This window comes from Hwangdonia seohaensis (genome assembly GCF_031932625.1).
Lineage (GTDB): Bacteria > Bacteroidota > Bacteroidia > Flavobacteriales > Flavobacteriaceae > Hwangdonia > Hwangdonia seohaensis.
Window position 1 is genome coordinate 101,835 of record NZ_JAVSCK010000003.1, and the last position, 23,987, is coordinate 125,821.

At 36.5% G+C, this 23,987-nt stretch carries 22 protein-coding genes; 9 read left to right on the forward strand and 13 right to left on the reverse strand.

Annotated features, from left to right (window positions below; translation table 11 throughout):
- Nucleotides 1–5 precede the first annotated feature (5 nt).
- The 3 genes from RNZ47_RS09585 (at nucleotide 6) to RNZ47_RS09595 (ending at nucleotide 3,332) form a co-directional block, all read left to right on the forward strand.
- Nucleotides 6–602, forward strand: a complete 597-nt coding sequence (locus RNZ47_RS09585; protein ID WP_311939302.1) for a SprT-like domain-containing protein — start codon at nucleotides 6–8, stop codon at nucleotides 600–602.
- Between the two features lie 49 nt (nucleotides 603–651).
- Complete coding sequence (locus RNZ47_RS09590; RefSeq protein WP_311939305.1) at nucleotides 652–1,731, forward strand: mannose-1-phosphate guanylyltransferase; 1,080 nt, start codon at nucleotides 652–654, stop codon at nucleotides 1,729–1,731.
- Nucleotides 1,732–1,862: 131 nt separating this feature from the next.
- Nucleotides 1,863–3,332, forward strand: a complete 1,470-nt coding sequence (locus RNZ47_RS09595; protein WP_311940561.1) for a TIGR00341 family protein — start codon at nucleotides 1,863–1,865, stop codon at nucleotides 3,330–3,332.
- Between the two features lie 43 nt (nucleotides 3,333–3,375).
- Here RNZ47_RS09595 and RNZ47_RS09600 read toward each other — a convergent pair whose 3' ends face one another.
- Entirely contained in the window at nucleotides 3,376–4,143 is a 768-nt protein-coding gene (locus tag RNZ47_RS09600; protein ID WP_311939307.1) for an ABC transporter ATP-binding protein, read from the reverse strand.
- The gene (locus RNZ47_RS09605; protein WP_311939310.1) at nucleotides 4,140–4,880 is read right to left on the reverse strand and encodes an MlaE family ABC transporter permease; all 741 of its coding nucleotides are present in this window, start codon (nucleotides 4,878–4,880) and stop codon (nucleotides 4,140–4,142) included. The genes RNZ47_RS09600 and RNZ47_RS09605 overlap by 4 nt, the downstream gene beginning before the upstream one ends.
- A gap of 105 nt (nucleotides 4,881–4,985) precedes the next feature.
- Here RNZ47_RS09605 and pafA point away from each other — a divergent pair, with 105 nt between their 5' ends.
- On the forward strand, nucleotides 4,986–6,653 hold the full coding sequence (gene pafA / locus RNZ47_RS09610) for an alkaline phosphatase PafA (RefSeq protein ID WP_311939312.1): 1,668 nt from the start codon (nucleotides 4,986–4,988) through the stop codon (nucleotides 6,651–6,653).
- Nucleotide 6,654: 1 nt separating this feature from the next.
- Nucleotides 6,655–7,464 carry a DNA/RNA non-specific endonuclease gene (locus RNZ47_RS09615; RefSeq protein ID WP_311939315.1) on the forward strand — a complete coding sequence of 270 codons (810 nt, stop codon included), beginning with the start codon at nucleotides 6,655–6,657 and terminating at the stop codon, nucleotides 7,462–7,464.
- Nucleotides 7,465–7,572: 108 nt separating this feature from the next.
- Here the strand turns inward: RNZ47_RS09615 and RNZ47_RS09620 are convergent, their stop codons facing one another.
- Together RNZ47_RS09620 and RNZ47_RS09625 are read right to left on the reverse strand one after the other, a co-directional pair.
- The gene (locus RNZ47_RS09620; RefSeq protein ID WP_311940564.1) at nucleotides 7,573–8,610 is read right to left on the reverse strand and encodes a DNA cytosine methyltransferase; all 1,038 of its coding nucleotides are present in this window, start codon (nucleotides 8,608–8,610) and stop codon (nucleotides 7,573–7,575) included.
- Complete coding sequence (locus RNZ47_RS09625; RefSeq protein WP_311939318.1) at nucleotides 8,582–9,346, reverse strand: HNH endonuclease; 765 nt, start codon at nucleotides 9,344–9,346, stop codon at nucleotides 8,582–8,584. Before RNZ47_RS09625 ends, RNZ47_RS09620 begins: the two co-directional genes overlap by 29 nt.
- Nucleotides 9,347–9,532: 186 nt before the next feature.
- Between RNZ47_RS09625 and RNZ47_RS09630 the strand changes: the two genes are divergently transcribed.
- Genes RNZ47_RS09630 through RNZ47_RS09640 form a run of 3 tightly spaced genes read left to right on the forward strand, consistent with a single transcriptional unit; the run spans nucleotide 9,533 to nucleotide 12,476 of the window.
- Nucleotides 9,533–10,909, forward strand: a complete 1,377-nt coding sequence (locus RNZ47_RS09630; RefSeq protein ID WP_311939320.1) for a hypothetical protein — start codon at nucleotides 9,533–9,535, stop codon at nucleotides 10,907–10,909.
- Nucleotides 10,896–11,738 (forward strand): hypothetical protein, encoded by an 843-nt coding sequence (locus RNZ47_RS09635; protein WP_311939323.1) that lies wholly within the window; start codon nucleotides 10,896–10,898, stop codon nucleotides 11,736–11,738. The genes RNZ47_RS09630 and RNZ47_RS09635 overlap by 14 nt, the downstream gene beginning before the upstream one ends.
- A gap of 6 nt (nucleotides 11,739–11,744) precedes the next feature.
- Complete coding sequence (locus tag RNZ47_RS09640; protein ID WP_311939326.1) at nucleotides 11,745–12,476, forward strand: DUF6339 family protein; 732 nt, start codon at nucleotides 11,745–11,747, stop codon at nucleotides 12,474–12,476.
- Between the two features lie 159 nt (nucleotides 12,477–12,635).
- Here RNZ47_RS09640 and RNZ47_RS09645 read toward each other — a convergent pair whose 3' ends face one another.
- The 4 genes from RNZ47_RS09645 to gcvP form a co-directional block, all read right to left on the reverse strand.
- Nucleotides 12,636–13,484, reverse strand: a complete 849-nt coding sequence (locus tag RNZ47_RS09645; protein WP_311939329.1) for a glycosyltransferase family 2 protein — start codon at nucleotides 13,482–13,484, stop codon at nucleotides 12,636–12,638.
- A gap of 188 nt (nucleotides 13,485–13,672) precedes the next feature.
- Nucleotides 13,673–14,197, reverse strand: coding sequence for a class I SAM-dependent methyltransferase (locus RNZ47_RS09650; protein WP_311939332.1), 525 nt, complete (start codon nucleotides 14,195–14,197; stop codon nucleotides 13,673–13,675).
- Nucleotides 14,198–14,199: 2 nt separating this feature from the next.
- Nucleotides 14,200–15,258, reverse strand: coding sequence for a 3-oxoacyl-ACP synthase III family protein (locus tag RNZ47_RS09655; RefSeq protein ID WP_311939334.1), 1,059 nt, complete (start codon nucleotides 15,256–15,258; stop codon nucleotides 14,200–14,202).
- 104 nt (nucleotides 15,259–15,362) lie between these two features.
- Nucleotides 15,363–18,212 carry an aminomethyl-transferring glycine dehydrogenase gene (gene gcvP, locus RNZ47_RS09660; RefSeq protein ID WP_311939337.1) on the reverse strand — a complete coding sequence of 950 codons (2,850 nt, stop codon included), beginning with the start codon at nucleotides 18,210–18,212 and terminating at the stop codon, nucleotides 15,363–15,365.
- Nucleotides 18,213–18,332: 120 nt separating this feature from the next.
- On the opposite strand from gcvP, the gene RNZ47_RS09665 reads away from it, so the two are divergent.
- Nucleotides 18,333–19,181, forward strand: coding sequence for a UbiA prenyltransferase family protein (locus RNZ47_RS09665; protein WP_311939339.1), 849 nt, complete (start codon nucleotides 18,333–18,335; stop codon nucleotides 19,179–19,181).
- On the opposite strand, the gene RNZ47_RS09670 is transcribed toward RNZ47_RS09665, so the two are convergent.
- The 5 genes from RNZ47_RS09670 to RNZ47_RS09690 all read right to left on the reverse strand — a co-directional run bounded on the left by RNZ47_RS09670 (nucleotide 19,178) and on the right by RNZ47_RS09690 (nucleotide 23,939).
- Entirely contained in the window at nucleotides 19,178–19,444 is a 267-nt protein-coding gene (locus RNZ47_RS09670; RefSeq protein ID WP_311939341.1) for a hypothetical protein, read from the reverse strand. The genes RNZ47_RS09665 and RNZ47_RS09670 overlap by 4 nt on opposite strands.
- Nucleotides 19,445–19,446: 2 nt before the next feature.
- Nucleotides 19,447–20,001 (reverse strand): sigma-70 family RNA polymerase sigma factor, encoded by a 555-nt coding sequence (locus RNZ47_RS09675; protein WP_311939344.1) that lies wholly within the window; start codon nucleotides 19,999–20,001, stop codon nucleotides 19,447–19,449.
- Nucleotides 20,002–20,044: 43 nt separating this feature from the next.
- A complete protein-coding gene (locus RNZ47_RS09680) occupies nucleotides 20,045–22,084 on the reverse strand; it encodes a M3 family metallopeptidase (protein WP_311939346.1) in 2,040 nt (679 codons plus the stop codon).
- A 149-nt stretch (nucleotides 22,085–22,233) separates the two neighbouring features.
- On the reverse strand, nucleotides 22,234–22,713 hold the full coding sequence (gene purE, locus RNZ47_RS09685; RefSeq protein WP_311939349.1) for a 5-(carboxyamino)imidazole ribonucleotide mutase: 480 nt from the start codon (nucleotides 22,711–22,713) through the stop codon (nucleotides 22,234–22,236).
- 71 nt (nucleotides 22,714–22,784) lie between these two features.
- Nucleotides 22,785–23,939, reverse strand: coding sequence for a 5-(carboxyamino)imidazole ribonucleotide synthase (locus tag RNZ47_RS09690; protein ID WP_311939352.1), 1,155 nt, complete (start codon nucleotides 23,937–23,939; stop codon nucleotides 22,785–22,787).
- Nucleotides 23,940–23,987 lie beyond the last annotated feature (48 nt).

Sequence of the window (23,987 nt, forward strand, 5' to 3'; positions counted from 1 at the left end):
GTATAATGCAAAATCAGTTAAAAGATTACATTCCACAAGGGGCGATACCGCAAGTTATAAAACTTTTGGAGCACGATAATCTAACGGTAAAAATTAAAAACGAGCGTAAAACCCGCCATGGCGATTATAAGCAATTGCCAAACGGGAAGCATCAAATTACAATAAACTCCAATTTAAATGCCTACCGATTTTTAATTACCTTATTACACGAAATTGCCCATTTTGAAGCCTACAACACACATGGCAGATTTATTAAACCACACGGTTTGGAGTGGAAACGTAGTTTTCAGCATTTAATGTTACCCTTTTTAAATCCTGATATTTTCCCGAATGACTTGTTGCCCCTTTTGGCAAATCATTTTAAAAACCCAAAAGCATCGAGCGATACCGATGTAAAATTAGCTTTGGCATTAAAGCAATTTGACGCGCCAAATAATAAAACCTATGTATTTGAAGTGCCTTTGGGACAAGCCTTTAAATTGTATAACGGAAAAATATTTAAAAAAGGGAATAAACGTGTAAAACGCTATGAATGCGTTGAGCTTAAAACAGGAAAGTTGTATCTTTTCAACCCGAATGCAGAGGTAGAATTATTAAATTGATTATCATTTCTGCGAAGGCAGGAATCACATAAATAAAAACTAAATTTTAATGAACAAAAATTATTATGCCATATTGATGGCTGGAGGTGTAGGCTCAAGATTTTGGCCCGTAAGTACAGAAGCGTTCCCCAAACAATTTCACGATATGTTGGGCACCGGTGATACGCTCATTCAAAAAACATTTAATCGCTTAGCGCATTTAATTCCAAAGGAAAATATTTTCATTTTAACAAACGAACGCTATAACGATTTGGTTTTCGAACAGCTTCCAGAGGTAACAAAACGCCAAGTGGTTTTAGAACCGGCAATGCGAAACACGGCACCTTGTATTTTGTACGCTTCGTTAAAAATCCAAAAAGAAAACCCAGACGCGGTAATGATTGTGGCACCAAGCGATCATTGGATTGAGGACGAAAATATTTTTGCTAAAAACGTACAACAGGCCTTCGATTATTGTGCCGAAAATAACGCATTAATGACGTTGGGCATCACGCCAACATTCCCCAATACCGGCTATGGATATATTGAGTTTGATAAGGTTTCCGCGGAAGCGATAAAAACGGTAAATCAGTTTAGGGAAAAACCAGATTACGAAACCGCAAAAACCTTTATTGCACAGGGCAATTTTTTATGGAATGCCGGTATTTTTATGTGGAGCGTTAAAAGCGTTGTTGAAGCATTTAAAAACAACCAACCTGCGTTATATGCCTTATTTGAAAGTGGAATAAGCGCTTATAATACTGATTCTGAAGACGATTTTATTAGAATCAATTACGAAAAAGCCGAAAACATTTCGGTTGATTATGCCATTATGGAAAAATCCAATAATGTATTTGTAATTGCGGCGGAATTTGATTGGAACGATTTAGGAACCTGGGGCAGTTTGTATGATAAATTAGATAAAGACAAGGCAGGAAATGCCGTTGTAAACTCCAGGACTTTAACCGAAGAAGCCTCGGGAAATATGATACGCACCAAAAATGATAAAGTGGTTGTGGTTGATGGTTTACAGGATTACATTATAGTTGATAAAGATGAGGTTTTGCTCATTTATCCAAAATCGAAAGAGCAGGATATTAAAAAAGTACTTCAAAAAGTAAAACATAAATTTGGCAATCATTTGGGCTAAAAAATACGGTTTTAAATTTGTTCTTGTTTTTTTAAAATAAATAGCCTAGAAATTTTTATATATTCGTGTAATATTGATTTCTATTTTCTGAAAAAGAGAATTTGGAATTTCAATTTTGGAATTTAAAGCGTATGGAAGAAAATAAATTTAACTTTTCGGAGGAAGAAAACAACAAAGAGAAAGCCGTAGAGCAATCTAAAGATGCGGTTAGAAAAGATGCTAAAGGGCTATGGCAAAGCATTAATACCTTTTTTAGCGAGCTACTGGATTTTCGTGAGGATACCGATAGAGATGCTACCGTTAATGCCATAAAAGGCGACATTTCGTTTAAAGGCGCAACGGCTTGGATTTTAATTTGTTCCATTTTTGTGGCATCGGTTGGATTAAATGCCAACTCGACAGCTGTGGTAATTGGTGCCATGTTAATTTCGCCGTTAATGGGGCCTATTTTAGGCGTGGGACTTTCTATTGCCATTAACGATATTGATACCCTAAAGAGGTCGCTTATAAATTTGGCGATTATGATTGCGCTAAGTTTAATAACCGCATTTTTGTTTTTTAGGTTTTTCCCATTAAGCGAAGATACTTCAGAGCTTTTAGGTAGGGTGCAACCCGACATTCGCGATGTTTTAATAGCCTTTTTTGGTGGTTTGGCACTTATTATTGCACGTACCAAACGTGGCACCATAGCCTCGGTAATATTTGGCGTTGCCATTGCCACGGCATTAATGCCACCATTGTGTACTGCGGGTTACGGTTTGGCAAAAGGCAATTGGGAGTACTTTTTCGGAGCTATGTACTTGTTTACCATCAACACAATATTTATTGCTTTGGCAACCTTTTTGGTGCTGAAAGTGTTGCGGTTTCCTATGCTTAAATACGCCAATTCAAAAAAGCGTCGGTTTATTTCAAGAATGGCGATGCTGTTGGCCATAGTAGTTATGGTTCCTGCTGGCTTTACCTTTTTTAGCGTCTATCAAGAAAGTACTTTTGAGGTTGATGCACAGGCATTTATAAACAAGGAATTGGATGCGCTTCCGCATTCAGAATATATCAAGAAAAACTCCTTGTATAAATACGGAGGTGCTGAAAATAGTGTGATTGAGTTGAATTCTTTTGGATTGGATGAAATTCCGGAAAGCACCATTTCAGTCTTACAAAACCGAATGGCATCGTATCCGGCATTAAGCAAGTATAATACCAAGCTTAAGTTTAACCAGAGCAGAAGCCAAGGTTTGGACAACTTTAAATACATGGAAGAGCTCCGCACACGGGATTCTTTGGATTTATTATCCCAATCTGAAAAAATAAGGTATTTAGAAAATAAAGTAAAACAGCTCTCTCAATATGAACAAAATTATATTCCGTTTGAAGGCTTAACGAATGAAGTGGAAATTAATTATGAAAACATAGATGAGTTTTCGTATGCCAAGGTTATAAACACCAACTTTAAAAAAACGGATACCTTATCGGTGTTTTCAGTAAAGTGGATCGATTCTTTGACCAATGAATCTGTGAGGGCAAAAGAACGGGAAAAACTAGAAAAATGGTTGAAACTAAAATTGAATACCAATAAATTGGAAGTTAAACGAGTGAATTAATTTTGAACACGGAACACGGAACACGGAATACGGAATACTGGAATCACTCGTTCTCCTCAATATACATTTTACGCACTTTTTTAAACAATTCTGAAGAGTAAACAAAATTTGTAACGGCTTCGTTATCGGTTTTAAAAATGGTTTTATTTGAGCCTTCCCAAGCTTTTACGCCGTCTTTTAAAAACACGATTTTTTCGCCAATTTCCATAACTGAGTTCATATCGTGGGAATTGATAACCGTAATGATTTGGTATTCGTCTGTAATCTCCTGGATTAAATTATCAATAACAATGGCTGTTTTAGGGTCTAATCCAGAATTTGGTTCGTCGCAAAACAAATATTTTGGCTTGTTTACAATAGCACGAGCAATGGCAACACGTTTTTGCATACCACCAGAAGCTTCACTCGGCATTTTGTTATGTGCACCATCAAGGTTTACGCGTTTTAATACAAAGTCTACACGGTCTTCCATTTCGCTTTTACTCTGGTTGGTAAACATGCGTAACGGAAACATGACGTTCTGTGCAATGGTCATCGAATCAAACAAAGCACTGCCTTGAAAAACCATGCCAATTTCGGCACGTAAATTACGTTTTTGGTCTTCGGTTAATTGAGAAAATATTTTGCCCCCATAAGCTATTGTGCCTTCTTCGTAATCAAACAGTCCTAATAAACACTTTAAAAACACCGTTTTACCCGAGCCACTTTGCCCAATTATAAGATTGGTTATGCCTTTTTCAAAAGTGGTGCTAATGCCTTTTAAAACTTTAACATCACCAAACGATTTATGTAAATTTTTAACTTCTATCATTGTCCTAACATCATATCCGTTAATATATAATTCAATAAAATAATAACTACGGCAGTCCATACAAACGAGGTTGTACTCGCTTTACCAACTTCCAGTGCGCCGCCTTTCATATAATAACCATGAAACGACGGAATGGTTGCCAAAACAAAAGCAAAAATAAAAGTTTTAACAAACGAATAGGCCACATGAAAGGTGTCGAAATCTGTTTGCAGCCCAAGTATGTAATCTGCCAACGAGGTGTAGCCACCAAAAACACAAGCGGCCATACCGCCTAAAATGCCCAAAAACATACCAATGGCAATGGCAAAAGGGTACAGCAATAAAGCTACTGTTTTAGGGAAAACCAAATAGTTAAGTGAATTTATTCCCATAACCTCCAAGGCATCAATTTGCTCTGTAACACGCATTGTGCCTATGCTTGATGTAATAAACGAACCTACTTTACCCGCCATAATAATAGAGGTGAAAGTTGGTGCAAATTCTAAGATAACAGATTGCCTAGTAGCAAAACCTACCAAGTATTTTGGAATTAAGGGATTGTCTATATTCAATGCCGTTTGAATGGTAATTACCCCACCAACAAAAAACGAGATAAAAGCAATAATACCGAGTGATCCAATAATTAAATCGTCAATATCCTTAAGGATCAATGTTTTCATTACAGACCATTTAGTTGGCTTGCGAAACATCTCAACAATCATCAAAAAATATAATCCAATATTATGAAGGTAAGTCATATAAAATTTTGTAACTGCTAAAGTAAAAAAAGTTATAGAATTTAACCTTAATTTTAAAATATCATATTTTAAAATATGTATTTTTGAGCTTATAAATAATTTATCATGCTAAAAAACACAGTCCCTTTTCTTTTAATTATTTTTTTGTTCAATATTTCCCAAGCCCAAAGACCGCAAGTAAAAAGGCAACAAGCTAAAACAGAAACGCTTAGCGCAAAACCTAAATTGGTGGTTGGTATTGTAGTCGACCAAATGCGTTATGATTATTTAACCCGTTTTGAAAACAAGTTTGGAACTGGCGGATTTATGCGCATGATTAACGAGGGTTTTAACTGTAAAAACAATCACTTCAATTACGTGCCAACCTACACGGGACCTGGTCATGCTTCGGTTTATACGGGCACAACGCCCAAATATCACGGTATTATTGGCAATAACTGGTACGATAAAGAAATTAAAACAAGTGTGTATTGTGCTGGCGATGATGAGGTGCAATCTGTTGGAACTTCGGCCAGCTCGGGGCAAATGTCTCCGCACCGCATGAAAACCACAACTTTTGGAGACGAGAATAGGCTTTTTACGCAAATGCGCGGAAAAACCATTGGAGTTTCCATTAAAGACAGAGGGGCGGTTTTACCTGCGGGACATACGGCAAATGCAGCTTATTGGTTTCAAGGAAAAGATGAAGGCAACTGGATTTCCAGTACGTTTTATATGAATGATTTGCCAAAATGGGTAAAGGATTTTAATGCTGAAAAATCGGTTTCAAAATATTTAACCGAATGGAATACCCTTTACGATATTAACACGTACACCGAAAGCGGTAGCGATTTAAATACCTTCGAAGGTGGCTTTAAAGGAAAGGAAACCGCAACGTTTCCGTATCAATTGGATGTTTTAAAAGATGAAAACGGAGGTTACGATTTATTAAAAGCTACGGCTTATGGAAACAGCTTAACTACCGATTTTGCCCTGGCAGCTTTACAAGGCGAGCAATTAGGACAAGACAACGATACCGATGTGTTAGCCGTAAGCTATTCAAGTACCGATTATGTGGGGCATAATTTTGGGGTAAACTCTAAAGAGGTTCAAGACACTTATATTCGATTGGATAAAGATTTAGAGCGTTTGTTTAATGCTTTAGATGCTCAGGTTGGTAAAGGAAATTACACCGTGTTTTTAACCGCCGATCATGCCGCCATTGATGTGCCTGCCTATTTAAAATCGGTGAAAATTCCAGCAGGTTATTTAGATAATAAAAAAACTAAAAAACAGTTTGAAGCCTTTATGGAGTCCACTTTTAAAGATTCCAATTTAATTGAAAACGTAAGCAACAATCAAATTTTCTTGAACCGCGAAAAGATTAAAGCATTGGGATTGAATTTAACTGATGTGCAAAACGCTATTGTAAACGAGCTTATTACTTACGACCATATCGATAAGGTTTACACCGCAACTACAATGCGCTCAACACAATTTACCAAGGGTATTGAAGCCTTATTGCAAAAAGGGTTTAACCAAAAACGCTCGGGCGATGTTATTATAGTTCCAGAACCCGCTTTTATTTCCTATCATAAAACAGGTTCAACCCACGGCAGCGGCTTGAATTACGATACCCATGTGCCTCTATTGTTTTTTGGAAACGGGATTAAGCATGGGCAAACATTGCAAAAAACAGAAATCACCGATATTGCACCAACCATGTCGGCATTGTTAGGTATTAGTTTCCCAAACGGCGCCATTGGTAAACCATTGGAAATTGTTTTAGAATAATTTGAACAAGCGCACATTATATTCCATCATAGCCATCTTAATTTTATTGGGTGTTTATGGCTATGAATATTTTTTAAATGAAGAAGAAAAAGCCGAGGTAGTTTCTGAAGGTAAATCAGCTAAAAACGATACCAACGCCTATTTTTTACCAACAAGTACCACGGGGCAAATCGTTCATCACGAAGGCTATTCGTTATCGTATAGCGAACCCCACGAACAAGCGGAATGGGTGGCTTACGAGTTGAAGAAATCACATCTTTCAAATTCGAATTTTATCCGCCCTTATTTTGAGATTGACAAAGCTGTAAAAACCGGAGCAGCCCATTGGCGCAACTATAAAAATTCGGGTTACGACCGCGGACATTTGTGTCCTGCGGGCGATAGACAATACAGTAAAGCGGCGCACGACGAAACGTTTTTAACCAGTAATATTAGTCCGCAAAAACACGATTTCAATGCGGGTATTTGGAATACTTTAGAGCAGAAAGTACGCTATTGGGCAAGCAAGTACGATGGCGTTTTTGTAATTACGGGTGGCGTTTTAAACGGTGAAATGAAAACCATTGGTGACGAGGCTGTTTCAGTACCCAATCAATTTTACAAAGTGTTGATTGATTACAATAGCGGCAAGCCAAAAATGATAGCTTTTTTGATGCCACACGAAGATTCCGATAAACCACTATATGAGTTTGTGGTTTCTGTGGATACTATTGAAAACCTAACGGGCATTGACTTTTTTCCAGAATTGGATGATGCCATTGAAAACCAATTAGAAGCGTCGAGCACTTATAAAGGTTGGAGTTTTAATTAGCAGGATATTTTTGTAGGGTTAGATTGTCATTCGGTGTTGGCAAAGACAAACTCTTAGCCTGTGGGTCGGTAGGTACGACTTGGCAATGTGTATGACTTTAGCATTGGCTTAAACTCCTGAATTTATTATCGCTTTTCCAATCGCTTCCGCATATTTTGGTGGTACGGCATTACCAATCATTCGGGCCGTTTTTGCGATACTCGTTGTTTTGAATATATAATTTTTTGGAAAAGATTGTAATGTAGCTCCTTCCCTAACGGACAGGGCTCTATCTTCTTCCGGGTGTACAAAGCGTCCGTTTGAAATGCTGAAAAATTTAGTCGTGATTGTTGGCGAAGGCCTGTTCCACCACAAGCGACCGAAAGTATCTTTAAATGAATCGTCTCTGCCAATAAAACAATCTAACTGTAATTCAGGGTCGTTTGCAAAACCAAACCTGTTTCCACCGTCCTTTTTTACTTTTTTGAGACGTTTTTTATTTATGTCATTAATATTTGGAACACTATGATAGAATTCTGTCTTGTCTTTATTTCCCGGTTCAATTTTCGGGAATCCGTTTTCTTCACCCAATACATCTTTTACGGCAAGTTTTTTTTCCTCAACTTCGAGAGGTTTGATTTCGTCTTCAGATAATCGTGTAGCTATTAAAGTAAATCGCTTTCTGCTTTGGGGGACACCGTAATTGTTTACATTGTGTACTTTAAAATGAGGGTTTTCATAACCATTGGCTTTTAGCCATTCAATAAACTCGTCTAACCCACTTTCCTCTTTTCTTCTCAAAACACCTGGCACGTTTTCAACAACTACATATCCAGGACGAAAATGTTTTACAAAGCGTGAGAATTCAATAAGAAGATTTTTAGATTCGGATGATTTTGTTTTATCGGTATTGATGATGCTCCAAAATTGACAAGGACTGCACCCGATAAGGACTAATTCATCATCGTTTTTCTTTAGGGAAAGTTTGTTTTCTAAATCTTTTTCATTTAATTCAAAAACATCAGCGTGGATAAATTCAGCTCCTTTTATATTGGATTCGTAAGTTTCCTTGCAACTTTCGTCAAAATCAATTCCTGCAAGAATTTTTATGCCTGCTTGTTGCATTCCGTAGATTATATTATTTGATGAAAATATTCTTATAATGATATTCTAAAAATTCTTTTGACGGCAAAAACCTATCAGGCAAATCAATTTTGTGGTCTTGATATTTGAAAAAGAAATCGTTAACAGCTTGTTCTTTTGAATAGTCTATAAAAAAATCAGAGACCAATAATTTGTATTCAGGCGTAACAGTAATAAATCCTTTATCGAAAGCTTTGTCGTGAATTGAATTAAGACATAAACCATTATGCGGATTAATTCTGTTTTCTTTATCTTTTGCCCAAGGTTTAATATGACTTGCCACCAAAAAATCAGGAATTGATAGTCCTGTTATGCAACATTTTAAATTGTAAGATGAAAGTATTGTACTTCTGAAAAAGTTCTGATTAACTCTTGTTTTTACAATCGTTTCCCGTTCTTTTCCTTCGGGTAAATCATCTAAATTTATTTCTTCATTTTCTTCAATGGTTTTGTTTTGAAACTTAGCGATCAATTCTTCGCTTTCAAAAGCAAGCTTTTCCCAATTTCCATTAAATTCATTCCAAACATCTTCTTCAAGTTTGCTTCCATTTACCAAACCTGTAATTCCTTGTTTTTTTAATTCCGGGTCAAGTCTTCCAAAATTTCCAACTTTCATATTCAATGCTGATGGAGACCGACCAATAATATTTGCATATTTTATAATGGTTGGATTGGTTTTACTACTACTCTTAAATGGTATTTTACAATACACATTAAAAGCAATAATAGTTTCTTCTTTTGACCAATTGTTTCTCACCATTTCACAAAGTTAATTAAATGTAATTTATCTAAAACTAACTGTAAAAAGAAATACTCAGAGTTCATATTTGGTTTTGGAAAAGGAGCATACTATGTGCCTTCGAAGATTAAAACAGTAGTTGTAAGTACTAAAACGGACGAAGGCAACGTATATTTTGAAAGAAAAACAAGACTTGCAACACATAAGTTGGAAGATAAAACCTATACAAAGGACGGTTTTTTTAATATAAATTATGAACATCCTGTGAGTAGTACGGAAGATATACCAGATTTTTTTAAGCGTTCTGAAAGCGGAACGGATATTTATATTATAGGATTGATTAAATCTGAAAATCGAAAAGAACAGATGATAAGGTCGGTTCTTAACAACTTCTGGTTAGCGGTTTATGAAAAAAAGCTAATTGTAACTGTTGATAATCTCAGAATAGATTGTGATAATCTGCAACAAATTATTGACGATTATTTTCCTGATGAAATTGAACTAAGTACAGATATTGAGAATTGGAATCCAAAGCCATATTTCAAAGCAGTTAAATATGCGGGTAATAATGAACAGTATCAGGTGTTTCCTGGAAAACTTCCAAGTCTTGGGAATGTTAAGCTATACGTTTACTTGAACAAAGGGTTGCCAAATCGTACTTGTTATTTACGTAATCCTAAAATGGTCGTTTACAAAGGAAGAAGGCGAAACATCATTAACGGATATGCTGCTGTGTTTGTATGTGATGAGGATCCTGGAAACACAATTTTGAAGGAAATGGAAAACCCAGCTCATAATGAGTGGAAAAAAGGTAATTATAAAGACGAAAATGATGAAATTCATACAGATGCAACTAATGCGGAAAAAGAGTTGAGACAATTTGTAAATGAAACCTTAAAACAACTCTCGAAATCAAAAATTGGCGATAGCACGTTTGTTTCTGGCTTGGAAGATTACTTGTACAGTACGGAAGAATTACTGGAAAAATATGAGGAACAACAAATGCAAGGCAATTCCCCTAGCAGTATGAACGGTCAGCAGAGTGATGAAGCTGTCGATGATGAAACAGGATTGCAAACTACGGAAATAGAAAAACCACCGGTTAAAATTGAATTAAAAAGAACCGAATCACAAGAGATAAAAGAAGATGAAGTCCAAGTTGAGCCGGATGAAGATGGTGGAGAAGAGGGCACAGGAGGTGGCGGAAGAGGAGGAGAAGATCCTGGTCCAACTCCACTAGGACCGAATGGCAAACTAAGGGTATGCCCAACTGATGAAGAGGTTAATAGTAAGCTATTTTTGGATGTCATTCTTAGAGTTGTTGCACAGCGTGAAGAAGGAAAATTATACCATTCACTCATAATAAATTCTCCAAGAGATATTCAAAATGCTGAAATCGAACTTATGGTAGGTTCAGATAATGAGCGGGATGATGGGATTAGTTTGGTTACTACTGATAATGGGAACATTGACGATAATGCCTTAAATCAAGTTCAATTGGTAAAAGGTAGAAATATTGTCAAAGTCAGTTTTTCAGATAATATAAAGCACTCTATAAAAGCAAAAGCGTATGAAATTCAATAATATCAGTTTTCCCCATCCCGTGTTAGGTATAGCTGACACTATTTCTGGAAACATAGAATTTTTTGATGAAGTCCTTTCGGAAAAAGGCAATTACAGAATAAAATTTGAACTAAATCAAAGCAATGGCGATATAAACCAATTATTACGGGAAGCTAAGGCTGAATATTTCTGTGAAGTAACCTGTACCAATACACTTTACAGAGAAATTTTTACAAGTTCAGATAACTATATTTCTTTTGAACTTCCAAAAAAGCACGTAAAGGGAAAAGTTGAATTTACCTGCCTTTTAATTTCAAAAACTGCCATTCCACAATATGTTAATACTGATGCTCATTCCGATTATGACGGTTTTTATTTTGATATTGAAAAGGGGGACGTTCTTGTTGTTTTTGGTAAAACTTCTTTCAATGCTGATATAAAATATGAAAGATTAAAGGCGGTGTCTCAAATATTGGTTGTTAAACCGACTAAAGAATTTGATATTGTGAACGTCAATTTGGAAGAATCCAAAATAACTGTTGAAATTCCTGAAGAAGATTACGAGAACTTTGCAAGTAACTATGCTGATGATAAAAAATATGATCCTGTATTTCATTCTTCAATAGTATTAAATGCTTTGTTGATTGCCTTATATAATATTAAAAAACATAAAGATAAATTTTGGGCTGAAGCAATAATGTATCGAATAGAAAATGAAAAAGATACATTTCAAAATTTGGGTATTGATGAACCCGAGAATGTTCCTGAAATTGCCCAAAGATTGTTGGGAAAACCGTTAAGCAGACTTTTTACAGGATTAAATGAATTGGAAGAGCAATTTGAAAATTAAGAACAAATGAAGCAAAAAATATTTAGAGACAGGTATGTCAACGAACTTAAGAAAAAAGTTCAATCAGGAGAGATTGTTAATCACTACAAGAGTACAGAATTTGTTTATGATAAGAACGAAGTTCTTCCTGTCCAAAATATTGACACTCCGACAGGCTTATTGAGTAATTTAGATGTCAAAAATGATTTAAAAACTGCAATTGCAATCTATAAAACCTATGAAAATTTAGAACCAATACAAGCATCAGATGAAAGATTGTGGACATATCTTGCACACGTTGATTTATATCCATATATGATTGAGCGCTGGCCAGAGGTTTATAACGGAGATTCAAATAATCCATCAAAATATATTTTAGACCATTGGTTTTTGAGCTCTTCGGCACAAAACAACCTGCTTCGGCACGCATTAGCCGGATTATGGTGGTCGGTACATTTATCCGTTGATGAAGAAAGAGAGAATAAATATGAACTAACAGAAATATTCTTTCGGAATTTAGATTTTCCTACTCGAACTATGGGTACCTATAAGTTTGGCCGCCATAAAGAAGCCGTTCTTGGTATTTTAGAATTTATTCAAGAGAATGAAGATTTGTTCAAATCAAAATTCCAGGATAAGACTCGATTTGTCACTAAACATTTAAACGTGGTTGGTGGGGTTAAGCCATTATCTTATTTCAAACGAGATTTTTTTAAGTCCGAGTTAGAGAAAGTGTCGGATTCAATTTCTGCGATTTAGTTTTGGTTTGTTTCTTTGCGCGGTTGTCTTTTACTATGGGGCATAACTCGCAAATATGCGTCGTTTCAAATGCCAAAACAATCCCAATTTTTATCGGGACAACACAAGTAAACGAAACTAGCGTTTTTTTTCTGACAAAGTCAAGTTTCGAGATGGTGCTTATTTTAGTTTATTAAGCATGCCTTTCCACCGTAAATCCCTAATAAATTTTCCTTCTTTTTCAGAAACCAAATGCTCTAATTTTTGCTTTTTAGCTTTAAAATAACCCGCTAAATAGTCTATAAATAATCCGAAACTTTTCTTTTTTAAAGCCAGTTTTAAAGCCGAAATAAATGTGATTACAAAACCATAACGCATTTTATACATGGCTTCGCCTTGCAAATATTTTGAGGCTTTATTATAGCTTATTCCAGTGGGTTTTAAGTGTTTTACTTTTAGGGATTCGTCGGTTAAAATTTGCCATCCGTAAAATTGTGCCAATAGCTCATCAACCGTATCCCAACCCATGGATGGTTTAAGTTTGCCAATATCTAAAAAACACTGTTTTCTATATGCTTTTAATGCGCCGCGAATGTGATCTTTATTGGTTAGATTTTCCAATACCCATGCATAGTTTTTTTTGATGTAGCAAAATCCCGAAGCTATTCCTAGTTTTTCATTATTGTTAAAATGAAAAGTGAGTTGTTCTAAGTAATTTTCGGGAAAAATTAAATCTGCATCAAATTTGCAAATCACATCGTAATCGGCATCTAAAGTTTCATAACCCTTGTAAAAGGCATTGATGATTTTTGAACCCGGTAAATGCTGATTTGAAGACTTTGAATTTACCAATGAAATCCAACTATGTTTTTCAGCGAAAGCTTCAACAATATTTTGGGTGGTATCGGTGGAATTATCATTAACAACCACCACTTTTTTGGGTAAATGGGTTTGGTTTACCAACGAATCTAAAGTCAGCTTTATTGAAGACGCTTCGTTGTGTGCTGGAATAATGATGTAGAAATTCAAAGTTTAAAGTTTAATAGTCAAAGTTAAGATATTTCTAATTTTATAAAATAAGAGTGAGATTGCCACACTTCGACTGCGCTCAGTGCAGGCACTTCGACTGCGCTCAGTGCAGGCACTTCGACTGCGCTCAGTGCAGGCTCTTCGACTGCGCTCAGTGCAGGCTAATAAATTTTTTGCAATGACGTTCATTATTTTACCCGTTCGGCATAAACGATGTAATATCTTGGTGTAAACCAACGTAAAATAGGTCGGATGCCAATTTTTTTTGTTGGATTGGTCCATTTTTGAGTATCTATAATTTTCCAACCGGCTTTTTCCAATAGCCAATCGAATTGCCAATCTTCAAACTCGTGGTAATGTCTGTCCAACATATCGGTTTTGCTTCGGTATGCCGAAGAAAACCATAATTTAAGCGGCACACTGGCAACCAATTTGTCGGCTTTTATAGATTTTAAAACGGTGAAAGGGGAGAGCAGATGTTCGAATATTTCAAACGCGGTGACAACTTCTGCTTCAGAATTTGTAATGGTTGATGTGTCAAAATCCAAATCCTCGCCTTTGGTGTTTTCAACCTTATAACCATGATCCTGCATGATTTTGGTAAACGGGTTTACAACGCCTAAATCTAAAATAGATTCAGTCGTTGAAACGTGTTTTTTTAAAAATTCAATGGTGTGCTTAAAGCGTTTGTTTGGGTAGCTTTTCTCGTACATTATTAATGTTTGTAAACAATAGCATTAATATTCATGCCCGCACCAACACTAGCAAACATAATAATATCACCTTTATTTATTTCCTGATTTTCCAAATCGCCCTTCAATATCATATCGTATAACGTAGGTACAGTTGCAACGCTGGAATTGCCTAATTTGCCAATGGTCATGGGCATTATGTTTTCTGGCATTTGCATATTGTACAGCTTGTAAAAACGTTTTACAATGGCTTCATCCATTTTTTCGTTGGCTTGATGGATAAGGATTTTCTTTAGGTCTTTAATGTCCACGCCGCTTTTATCCAAACAGGATTTCATGGCTTTGGGGACGTTGCTTATGGCAAACTCGTAAATTTTTCTACCATACATTTTGATGTAGCGCCGTTTATCATTGATCTCAGGTTTATTGGTTTCCCCGAAAAAGATAAAATGGGCTTCATCGAAAGCAAAGGTTGCTGTTTCGTGGGCTATTATACCGCCGTCTTCATTTGAAGATTCTACAATAACCGCACCTGCGCCATCACTGTAAATCATGGAATCCCTATCGTGCGGATCGATAACACGAGACAAGGTTTCGGCACCGATAACCAAACATTTTTTTGCAATTCCGGATTTTATAAACGCATTGGCTTGAATAACACCTTCTATCCAACCTGGGCATCCAAAAAGCACATCGTAACCCACACATTTTGGATTTTGAATTTTTAAAAGATGCTTGACTCTGGAGGCTATACTTGGTACGGTATCGCTTTGTTCGGTGTTGTGCTTAACATCGCCGTAGTTATGGGCAACAATAATGTAATCTATATCTTCGCGATTGATTTTTGCATTTTCAATGGCTTTTTCGGCAGCAAAAAAAGCGATATCCGAAGTGTTTAATTTTTTTTCGGCATACCTACGTTCACCAATTCCTGTAATGGCTTTAAATTTTTCTACAATAACTTCATTGGGAGCATTTATAGTTGAGCCATCACTGTTTAAAAATTCATGTTGATAAAAATCTTCATTCTTTTCAATATTACTTGGAATGTAACTTCCAGTTCCTGTGATTCTTATAGTCATAAAATAAAAAATTGTCTTTAATTAAAAACTAAAAAACAAGATACTATTTTGTAATTAAAAAGCAATCTCAGTTTTGTTTTAATTTACGATGTTCAAAAGCTTAATTACGCTTCGGCATAGGCTTCAATAGGTGTACATGAACAAATTAAGTTTCTGTCGCCGTAAGCATCATCAACGCGCCTTACACTCGGCCAAAACTTGTTGTCTTTAACATATTCCAATGGAAATGCCGCTTCTTGTCTTGTGTACGGAAAATGCCACTCATCATTTGTAATCATATCTAAAGTATGCGGTGCATTTTTAAGTACGTTATTAACATCGTCTTTTGAGGAATTGTCGATTTCCTTTTTAATTGAAATCATAGCATCACAAAAACGATCCATTTCTGCTTTACTCTCACTTTCGGTAGGCTCAATCATCAAGGTTCCAGCTACAGGGAATGAAACTGTTGGCGCATGAAAACCATAATCTATGAGTCGCTTTGCAATGTCGCTCACTTCTATGCCATGCTCTTTAAAAGCCCTACAATCTACAATCATCTCATGTGCTGCACGACCGCGCTCGCCAGAGTATAACGTATCAAAACTACCTTGTAAACGTTGCTTTATATAATTGGCATTTAATATGGCGATTTTAGTGGCTTGTGTTAAACCTTCTGCACCGAGCATTTTAATGTAACCATAGGAAATTAAGCACACCAAGGCAGAGCCAAATGGCGCTGCTGAAATGGCCGTAATGGCTTTATCCCCACCGGTTTTTACGATTGGATTTCCGGGTAAAAACGGAACGAGTTGTTTGGCAACACAGATAGGGCCAACACCGGGACCACCGCCACCATGTGGAATAGCAAAGGTTTTATGTAAGTTTAAATGACAAACATCTGCTCCAATATTGCCCGGGTTTGTTAGGCCCACTTGCGCATTCATATTGGCGCCGTCCATATAAACCTGTCCGCCATTATCGTGAATAATCTGAGTGATTTCTTTAATAGCCGATTCGTAAACCCCGTGCGTTGATGGATAGGTTACCATGATACAAGATAAATTATCTTTGTGCAATTCGGCTTTTTCGCGTAAATCGTCTACATCAATATTGCCTTCTTCGGTCGATTTGGTTACTACCACTTTCATGCCCGCCATAACAGCACTTGCAGGGTTTGTACCGTGAGCGGACGACGGAATTAAACAAATATTCCTATGATGGTCGCCGCGCGATTCATGGTACGCTTTTATAACCATGAGTCCTGCAAACTCGCCTTGTGCACCAGAATTTGGTTGTAATGACGTTGCTGCAAAACCGGTGATTTCGGTTAATTGGTCTTCCAATTCCTTTAAAACCGTTAAGTATCCTTTGGCCTGTTTTAATGGTGCAAACGGATGGATATTCCCCCATTTAAACCAACTTAATGGCAACAATTCCGCAGCAGCGTTTAGCTTCATGGTACAAGACCCTAAAGAAATCATGGAGTGGTTTAATGATAAATCTTTGCGTTCTAAGGATTTTATGTAACGCATCAATTCGGTTTCAGAATGATAGGTGTTAAACACGACATCGGTTAAAAACTCTGAATCTCTTTGAACTGATTGCTCGATATTATTGGCTTTTTCAACCGAAGAAATTTCAATAGTTTCTTTTTGAGCCGCTTCAGCAAAAATGGAAATTAAATAGTTAATATCCCTAGTGGCTGTAGTTTCATTGATGGAAATGGTAACGGTGTTTTTATCCGGGTAATATAGATTTACTTTTTTCTCCGAAGCAATTTTCTTTATTTTTTTGGCTTTCGTTTTAATTTGAAGCGTATCAAAATAAGAAGTGTTTACTTGTTCGTAGCCTAATTTCGTTAAGGCATTGGATAAAGTTGCCGCTTTGTTATGTACATTATTAGCAATAAACTTTAAGCCTTTTGGTCCGTGATACACCGCGTACATACTAGCCATTACGGCTAAAAGAACTTGCGCTGTGCAAATATTTGATGTGGCTTTGTCTCGTTTTATATGCTGCTCGCGTGTTTGCAATGCCATACGTAAGGCTCTGTTGCCGTTGGCATCTTTTGTAACGCCAATAATACGCCCAGGAAGATCACGTTTGTAAGCTTCTTTTGTAGCGAAAAATGCGGCATGAGGCCCGCCATATCCCATTGGTATTCCAAATCGTTGTGTCGTTCCAACCACGACATCGGCACCAAATTTACCTGGAGCTTCTAATTTTACCAAACTTAAAATATCGGCAGCTACTGCCACTTTAATATCGGCATTATTGGCTTTACCGATAAAAGTTTTGATGTCTGTAATTTGACCATCTTTACCGGGATACTGCAATAAAGCCCCGAAAAATTCCTTTGAAAAATCGAAGGTGTCTTCATTCCCAACTACTAATTCAATACCAATTGGGGCAGATCTTGTTTGTAATAATGACAAGGTTTGGGGCAGTATATTTTCAGAAACAAAAAACTTGTTAATACCATCTTTTTTCTGACTGCGTTCACGAACGGCGAATAATAAGCTCATCGCTTCCGCAGCAGCAGTGCTTTCGTCCAATAAAGAAGCGTTTGCAATTTCCATGCCCGTTAAGTCGATAACCATGGTTTGGAAGTTTAAAAGGGCTTCCAATCTGCCTTGGGCAATTTCGGCTTGATACGGCGTGTATGCTGTGTACCAACCTGGATTTTCAAGAATATTTCGTTGAATAACCGCTGGCATAACCGTAGGGTGATAGCCCAAACCAATATAGGTTTTGCGCGCTTTGTTTAATTTAGATAAATCGTGAATATGAAGTAAATACTCATGTTCAGTCATAGGTTCGTCTAGATTTAGTCCGATTTTTAATCGGATATCGTCTGGAACCGTTTCGTAAATTAATTGGTCTAAAGAGTCGACACCTATAGTTTTTAACATCAAGTTTTGGTCGTCTTCTCTCGGACCAATATGGCGCAGTGCAAAAGCTTTTGTATTCATTGAAAGAATTTTGAAAATATAAAATGCAAAAATACGTAATAAAAAGGATGGATAAATGGTTAAAACCGAAAGTTTTTAACCATTTAAAAACGTTATTAACAGTTTGCTTATTTTTGTGCCATGAAGCTGGCAAAGCAACTTTTTAATTTTTATCTTAATAGCAGTATTCATGTGGCATTATCGGTGTTTTCGTTAACATGGATTACCTTAATTGAACATCAGGTTTTGTTTGATAAACAGGTATTGTGCTTTGTGTTTTTTGCTAGCATTGTAGGCTACAATTTTGTTAAGTATTTTGGGCTTGCGAAATTTCATCATTGGAGTTTGGTATTCCCGAAAGCTATCAGGAAGCTAAAAGCCATCGAAATACTCTCGTTTTTCTGCTTTATTTTAATGTGCTATTACGCGTTTCAGTTAGAAGAAAACACATTGATTTGCATCGCTGTTTTTGGCGGGATAACGTTTTTGTACGCTATTCCTTTTTTACCCAGACACTTGTTTTTGGATAAACACCAAAACCTAAGAAGTATTGGGGGTTTAAAAATTTATTTAATAGCATTGGTTTGGGCTGGCGTAACTGTTTTTTTGCCGTTAGTAAATCAGCATTTTACGATTGATATCAATGTGGTGTTAACAGGCATTCAGCGCTATATGTTCATTATTGTTTTAATGTTGCCTTTTGAAATTAGGGATTTGCAATACGATAGTTTGAAACTCTCCACAATTCCCCAAAAAATAGGAGTAAAACAAACTAAAGCCATCGGTGTTTTGCTGTTGTTTGCATTCTTTTTTATCGAGTTTTTTAAAGATGAAATCGCTTCAGTACATACGATTATACTACTGGTAATAACCATAATTACCAGCGTTTTTTTAGTATGCTCGAAAGTAGAACAAAAACCGTATTACAGTGCTTTTTGGGTTGAAGCTGTGCCTATTTTATGGCTCGTACTCATGCTCTTAAATACCTAGTTTGAATCCTGATTTATAGCGTTGTTTAACTCTTTTTTCATGGATTCTTTACATTTTCTGTCCAAGCACTCTACCTTCGATTCTTTTATTTTTTTGGTAAGTTTGCTATTGTTTTTTGTGTATTTTCTACAGGCTCTGCAATATATTAAATGGATATTAAGTATTATCTTTTCCCATAAGGTAGCCTCTTTATATTGTGTTTTGTCGCACACGTGGTTTGCTTCATCGCAAGGCATTACAATCTTCATCTTCTTAGTACTCATATTTAAAACCAATTTTCTTTTAAGCAATCTGCCATAGCCGTACGTGCTCTATGAATGATTACCCAAAGGTTAGACGCTGTAATGTTAAGTTCATTACAAATAACTTCAGTTTCAAAACCCTGAATGGTTTTCATTTTAAAAACTTCGGCTTGTTTTGGTGGCAACTTGCCCAAACAGTTGTGTATCGCATTGCCCAATTCGGCATTTTGCAGGGTGTCTTCGGCTGTTTTATCATAAGGGTCGGCTACGCGTTCTTCTAACCAATCGCCTTCGGTTTCGGAGTCGTCATTATAGGTAATACGCACTTCAGCCTTTCCTTTTTTAGAATTAATTTTACGATAGTGATCAATAATTTTTCGTTTTAAAATTGAAATTAGCCATGTGCGTTCGCTCGCTTCACCTTTAAAGTTTTTCATCGATTTTAAAGCTGCCAAAAAAGTATCCTGCACCAAGTCTTGAGCAATTTCCCGGTCGCTAACTCTAGTAATGGTGTAGTTAAATAAGTAGTCTGCGTATAAGTCAATCCACTTATTTGGATCTATTTGGTGGTTGGGCATTATTGATGCAATTGTTTTTTTTGAATACCAAAAATAAGGTAAATTATTTTAATAATCCAGCGCGTCTTAATAACGCTTCGGGTTCCGGTGCTTTTCCGCGAAAGCGTTTGTAAAGTGTCATGGGGTTTTCGGTTCCGCCTTTGCTCAACACATGGTCTTTAAATTTGGTAGCCACCGTTTTATTGAAAATACCGGCTTCTTCAAAATACTCAAAAGCATCGGCATCTAAAACTTCTGCCCATTTGTAACTGTAATAACCAGAGGAATAACCGCCTTGAAAAATATGCGAAAACGATGTGCTCATACAATTTTCTGCAACGTCAGGAAACAAATTGGTGTTTTTAAAAGCTTTGGTTTCGTGGGCTTTTACATCTGTTATGGACTTTGGCGACTCGACAGCATGCCAACTCATATCCAATAAACCAAAACTAATTTGGCGCAGCGTTTGCATGCCTTCGTGAAAGGTTGCCGATGCTTTTATTTTTTCCACTAAATCCATCGGAATCACTTTGCCCGTTTCATAATGTTTTGCAAATAATTCTAGGGCTTCTTTTTGGTAGCACCAATTTTCTAAAATCTGGCTTGGTAATTCAACAAAATCCCAATACACACTGGTACCCGATAAACTAGGGTATGTTGTGTTGGCAAGCATGCCGTGTAGCGCGTGCCCAAACTCATGGAACAGCGTCGTGACTTCGTTAAAAGTTAACAGTGATGGCTTGCTTTTGGTAGGTTTTGTAAAGTTACAAACTATGGATATGTGCGGTCTTTCATTAACACCATTTTTTATAGACTGGGGTTTAAAGGATGTCATCCACGCACCGTTGCGTTTTCCTTTTCTTGGGAAGAAATCGGCATAAAATATTGAGACTAAATCGCCTTTGTTATCGGTTACTTTATAGGTTAAAACATCGTTGTGATACGTATCGATGTTATGAATTTCTTCAAAATGTAAATCGAATAATTTATTGGCCACCATAAAAGCGCCGTTTATAACATTTTCTAATTTGAAATACGGTTTTAGTTTTTCATCATCTAAATCAAACAATTTTTGTTTTAGTTTTTCTGAATAATATGAGGAATCCCATTTTTGCAATTTATCAATAGCGTCTAGTTTTTTAGCAAAATCTTCAAGATTATCAAACTCGCTTTTGGCAGCAGGTTTAGCTTTTTCTAAAAGTTCGTTTAAAAATTGTTCTACCTTTTCCGGTGTTTCTGCCATGCGTTCTTCTAAAACAAAATGGGCATGGGTTTTGTATCCTAAAAGATTAGCGCGTTCGTGCCTTAATTTTACAATTTTTAAAACGTTATTTTGATTGTCTAAAGCATCATTTTTAAAGGCTTTGGCGCCCGAGGCAATGGCCAGTTTTTTTCTGAGTTTTCGGTTGTCGGCATACGTCATAAAGGGGATATAACTGGGGTAATCTAAAGTAAACAGCCAACCTTTTTTGTTTTTGGATTCCGCCAATTGAGCAGCAGCTTCTTTTGCGCCTTCCGGCAATCCGGACAAATCATCTTCGTTGGCAATTAGCATTTCGAAGGTATTGGTTTCGGCTAAAACATTTTCTCCGAATTTTAATTTTAACTGACTTAATTGCTTGTCAATATCTCGAAGTTTTTCTTTTTTGTCTTCTGATAAATTAGCGCCATTGCGCGAAAAACTTTTGTATTTTTTTTCTAAAAGTGTTTGCTGTTCAACGTTTAAATCGAGTTCGTCTTTTTTATCATAAACCGTTTTTACACTTTTGAATAACGCCTTGTTTAAAGTAATGTCGTTGCTAAACTCAGACAATAATGGCGATACTTCTTGGGCTATTTTTTGAATATCGTCGTTGGTTTCGGCAGAATTCAAATTAAAAAAAAGGCTCGAAATTCTATCTAATTGTTCACCCGAAAAATCGAGAGCTTCAATGGTGTTTTTAAAATTGGGAGCTTCTGTGTTTTTAGTAATCGCATCAATTTCTGCTTTAGCATTTTTAATGGCTGTTTTAAAAGCTGGAAGAAAATCGTGGTCGTTTATTTCAGAAAAAGGAGCTGTATTATACGGGGTGTCAAAAACGTTGTTTAGTATATTTTTACGCATTCTTTAATTTTATGTTAAAAAGTAAGAATTATTATGCATACATAATAAAATTTTTATATGTTTGCACCAGATTTTTCAAGTGAGTTATCTTTAACTCGTAAGAATTATTGTTAATAGCTGTAAAAACCTCGGATTTATTCGAGGTTTTTTTACTTTATACCTTTGGCAGATTCGTGAACCATTTGTTTTAATCCTTCTTTGTAGGCTATAATTTTATCTAAAACACAGGTATCGTTAGAGCCTATTATTTGAGCGGCCAGTATGCCAGCATTTTTGGCGCCATTTAAAGCTACCGTTGCCACGGGTACGCCACCGGGCATTTGAAGAATGGATAAAACAGAGTCCCAGCCATCAATGGAATTACTGCTTTTAATGGGAACGCCAATAACGGGAAGCGGCGATAAAGATGCAATCATTCCCGGTAAATGAGCGGCACCACCGGCACCGGCAATTATTACGGCAAATCCTTTGGTGTGTGCATTTTTGCCATAATCGAATAGTTTTTCGGGCGTGCGGTGTGCCGAAACAATATCGACTTCAATTGCTATATCGAATTCTTTTAAAATATCAATGGCTTGCTGCATAACAGGAAGATCGCTTTTACTTCCCATAATTATTCCTACTTTCATATTAAATTCCAAATTATAAAATCCAAATTCCAAAACATTTATTTGGTTTTTTTGGATATGATTATTGTGATTTATTTACTTACTACTTTAATCGTTTTCTTAACGTTTTCAGCAACTCTACGTGCTTCACTTAAATCTGCGTTAACAATGGTTACATGTCCCATTTTTCGGAATGGTCTGGTTTGTTTTTTACCGTAAATATGGGGTGTAACACCATCCATTTGCATAATGGTTTCAATGTTTTGGTAAATCACGTTACCCGTATGTCCTTCGGCACCAACCAAATTCACCATAACACCACCTACTTTACTATCGGTTCTTCCCAAAGGTAAATTTAAAATCGCCCTGAGATGCTGTTCAAATTGCGATGTGTAGCTTGCCTCAATGGTTTGATGCCCTGAATTGTGCGGCCTCGGAGCTACTTCATTAACTAAAATGTCGTCTTCTTTAGTCTGAAACATTTCAACGGCTAAAAGCCCTACGTGGTTAAAAGCTTTTGATACTTTTAAAGCAACAGCTTCTGCTTTTTTTGCAACCTGCCCATCGATTCTTGCGGGGCAAATTACGTATTCAACCTGATTGGCTTCGGGGTGGAATTCCATTTCAACCACCGGAAATGTTTTGGTTTCGCCCGATGCGTTTCTGGCTACAATAACCGCCAATTCGTTTTTAAAAGGCACTAAGGTTTCTGCAATGCATTCCCCTTTTGGTAAGTCCTCTAAATCGGATAGTGTTCTCACTACTTTTACACCATTGCCATCATAACCAAATTGAGCCGCTTTCCAAACAAACGGAAAATCTAAACCGCCATTGCTAATGGCATCTTCAATTTCTGAGAGATAGGCAAAACGGGAAAACGTCGCCGTTGGTAAATCGTTATCTACATAAAACAGTTTTTGTACGGCTTTATTTTGAATAGTGCGCAATGTTTGTGAAGAAGGATATACTTTTACGCCTTCTTTTTCAAGCGTTTCAAGCGCATCAACATTTACGTTTTCAATTTCAATAGTTAAAACATCAACCTGCTTTCCAAAATTATAAACGGCATTATAATCCATTAAATCGCCCAAATGGAACTCGTTACTGGCAATTTTACAAGGCGCTTCGTCGCTCGCATCTAAAACACAAGTGTAAATATCAAACTTTCGGGTATCGTTGAGCAGCATTTTACCTAATTGTCCGCCACCAAGAATACCGAGTTTAAAATTTGAAGAAAAATAATTCATGTTGTTTTATTTCTTATAATGCATTCAATTTTAGGCAAAAATACATTT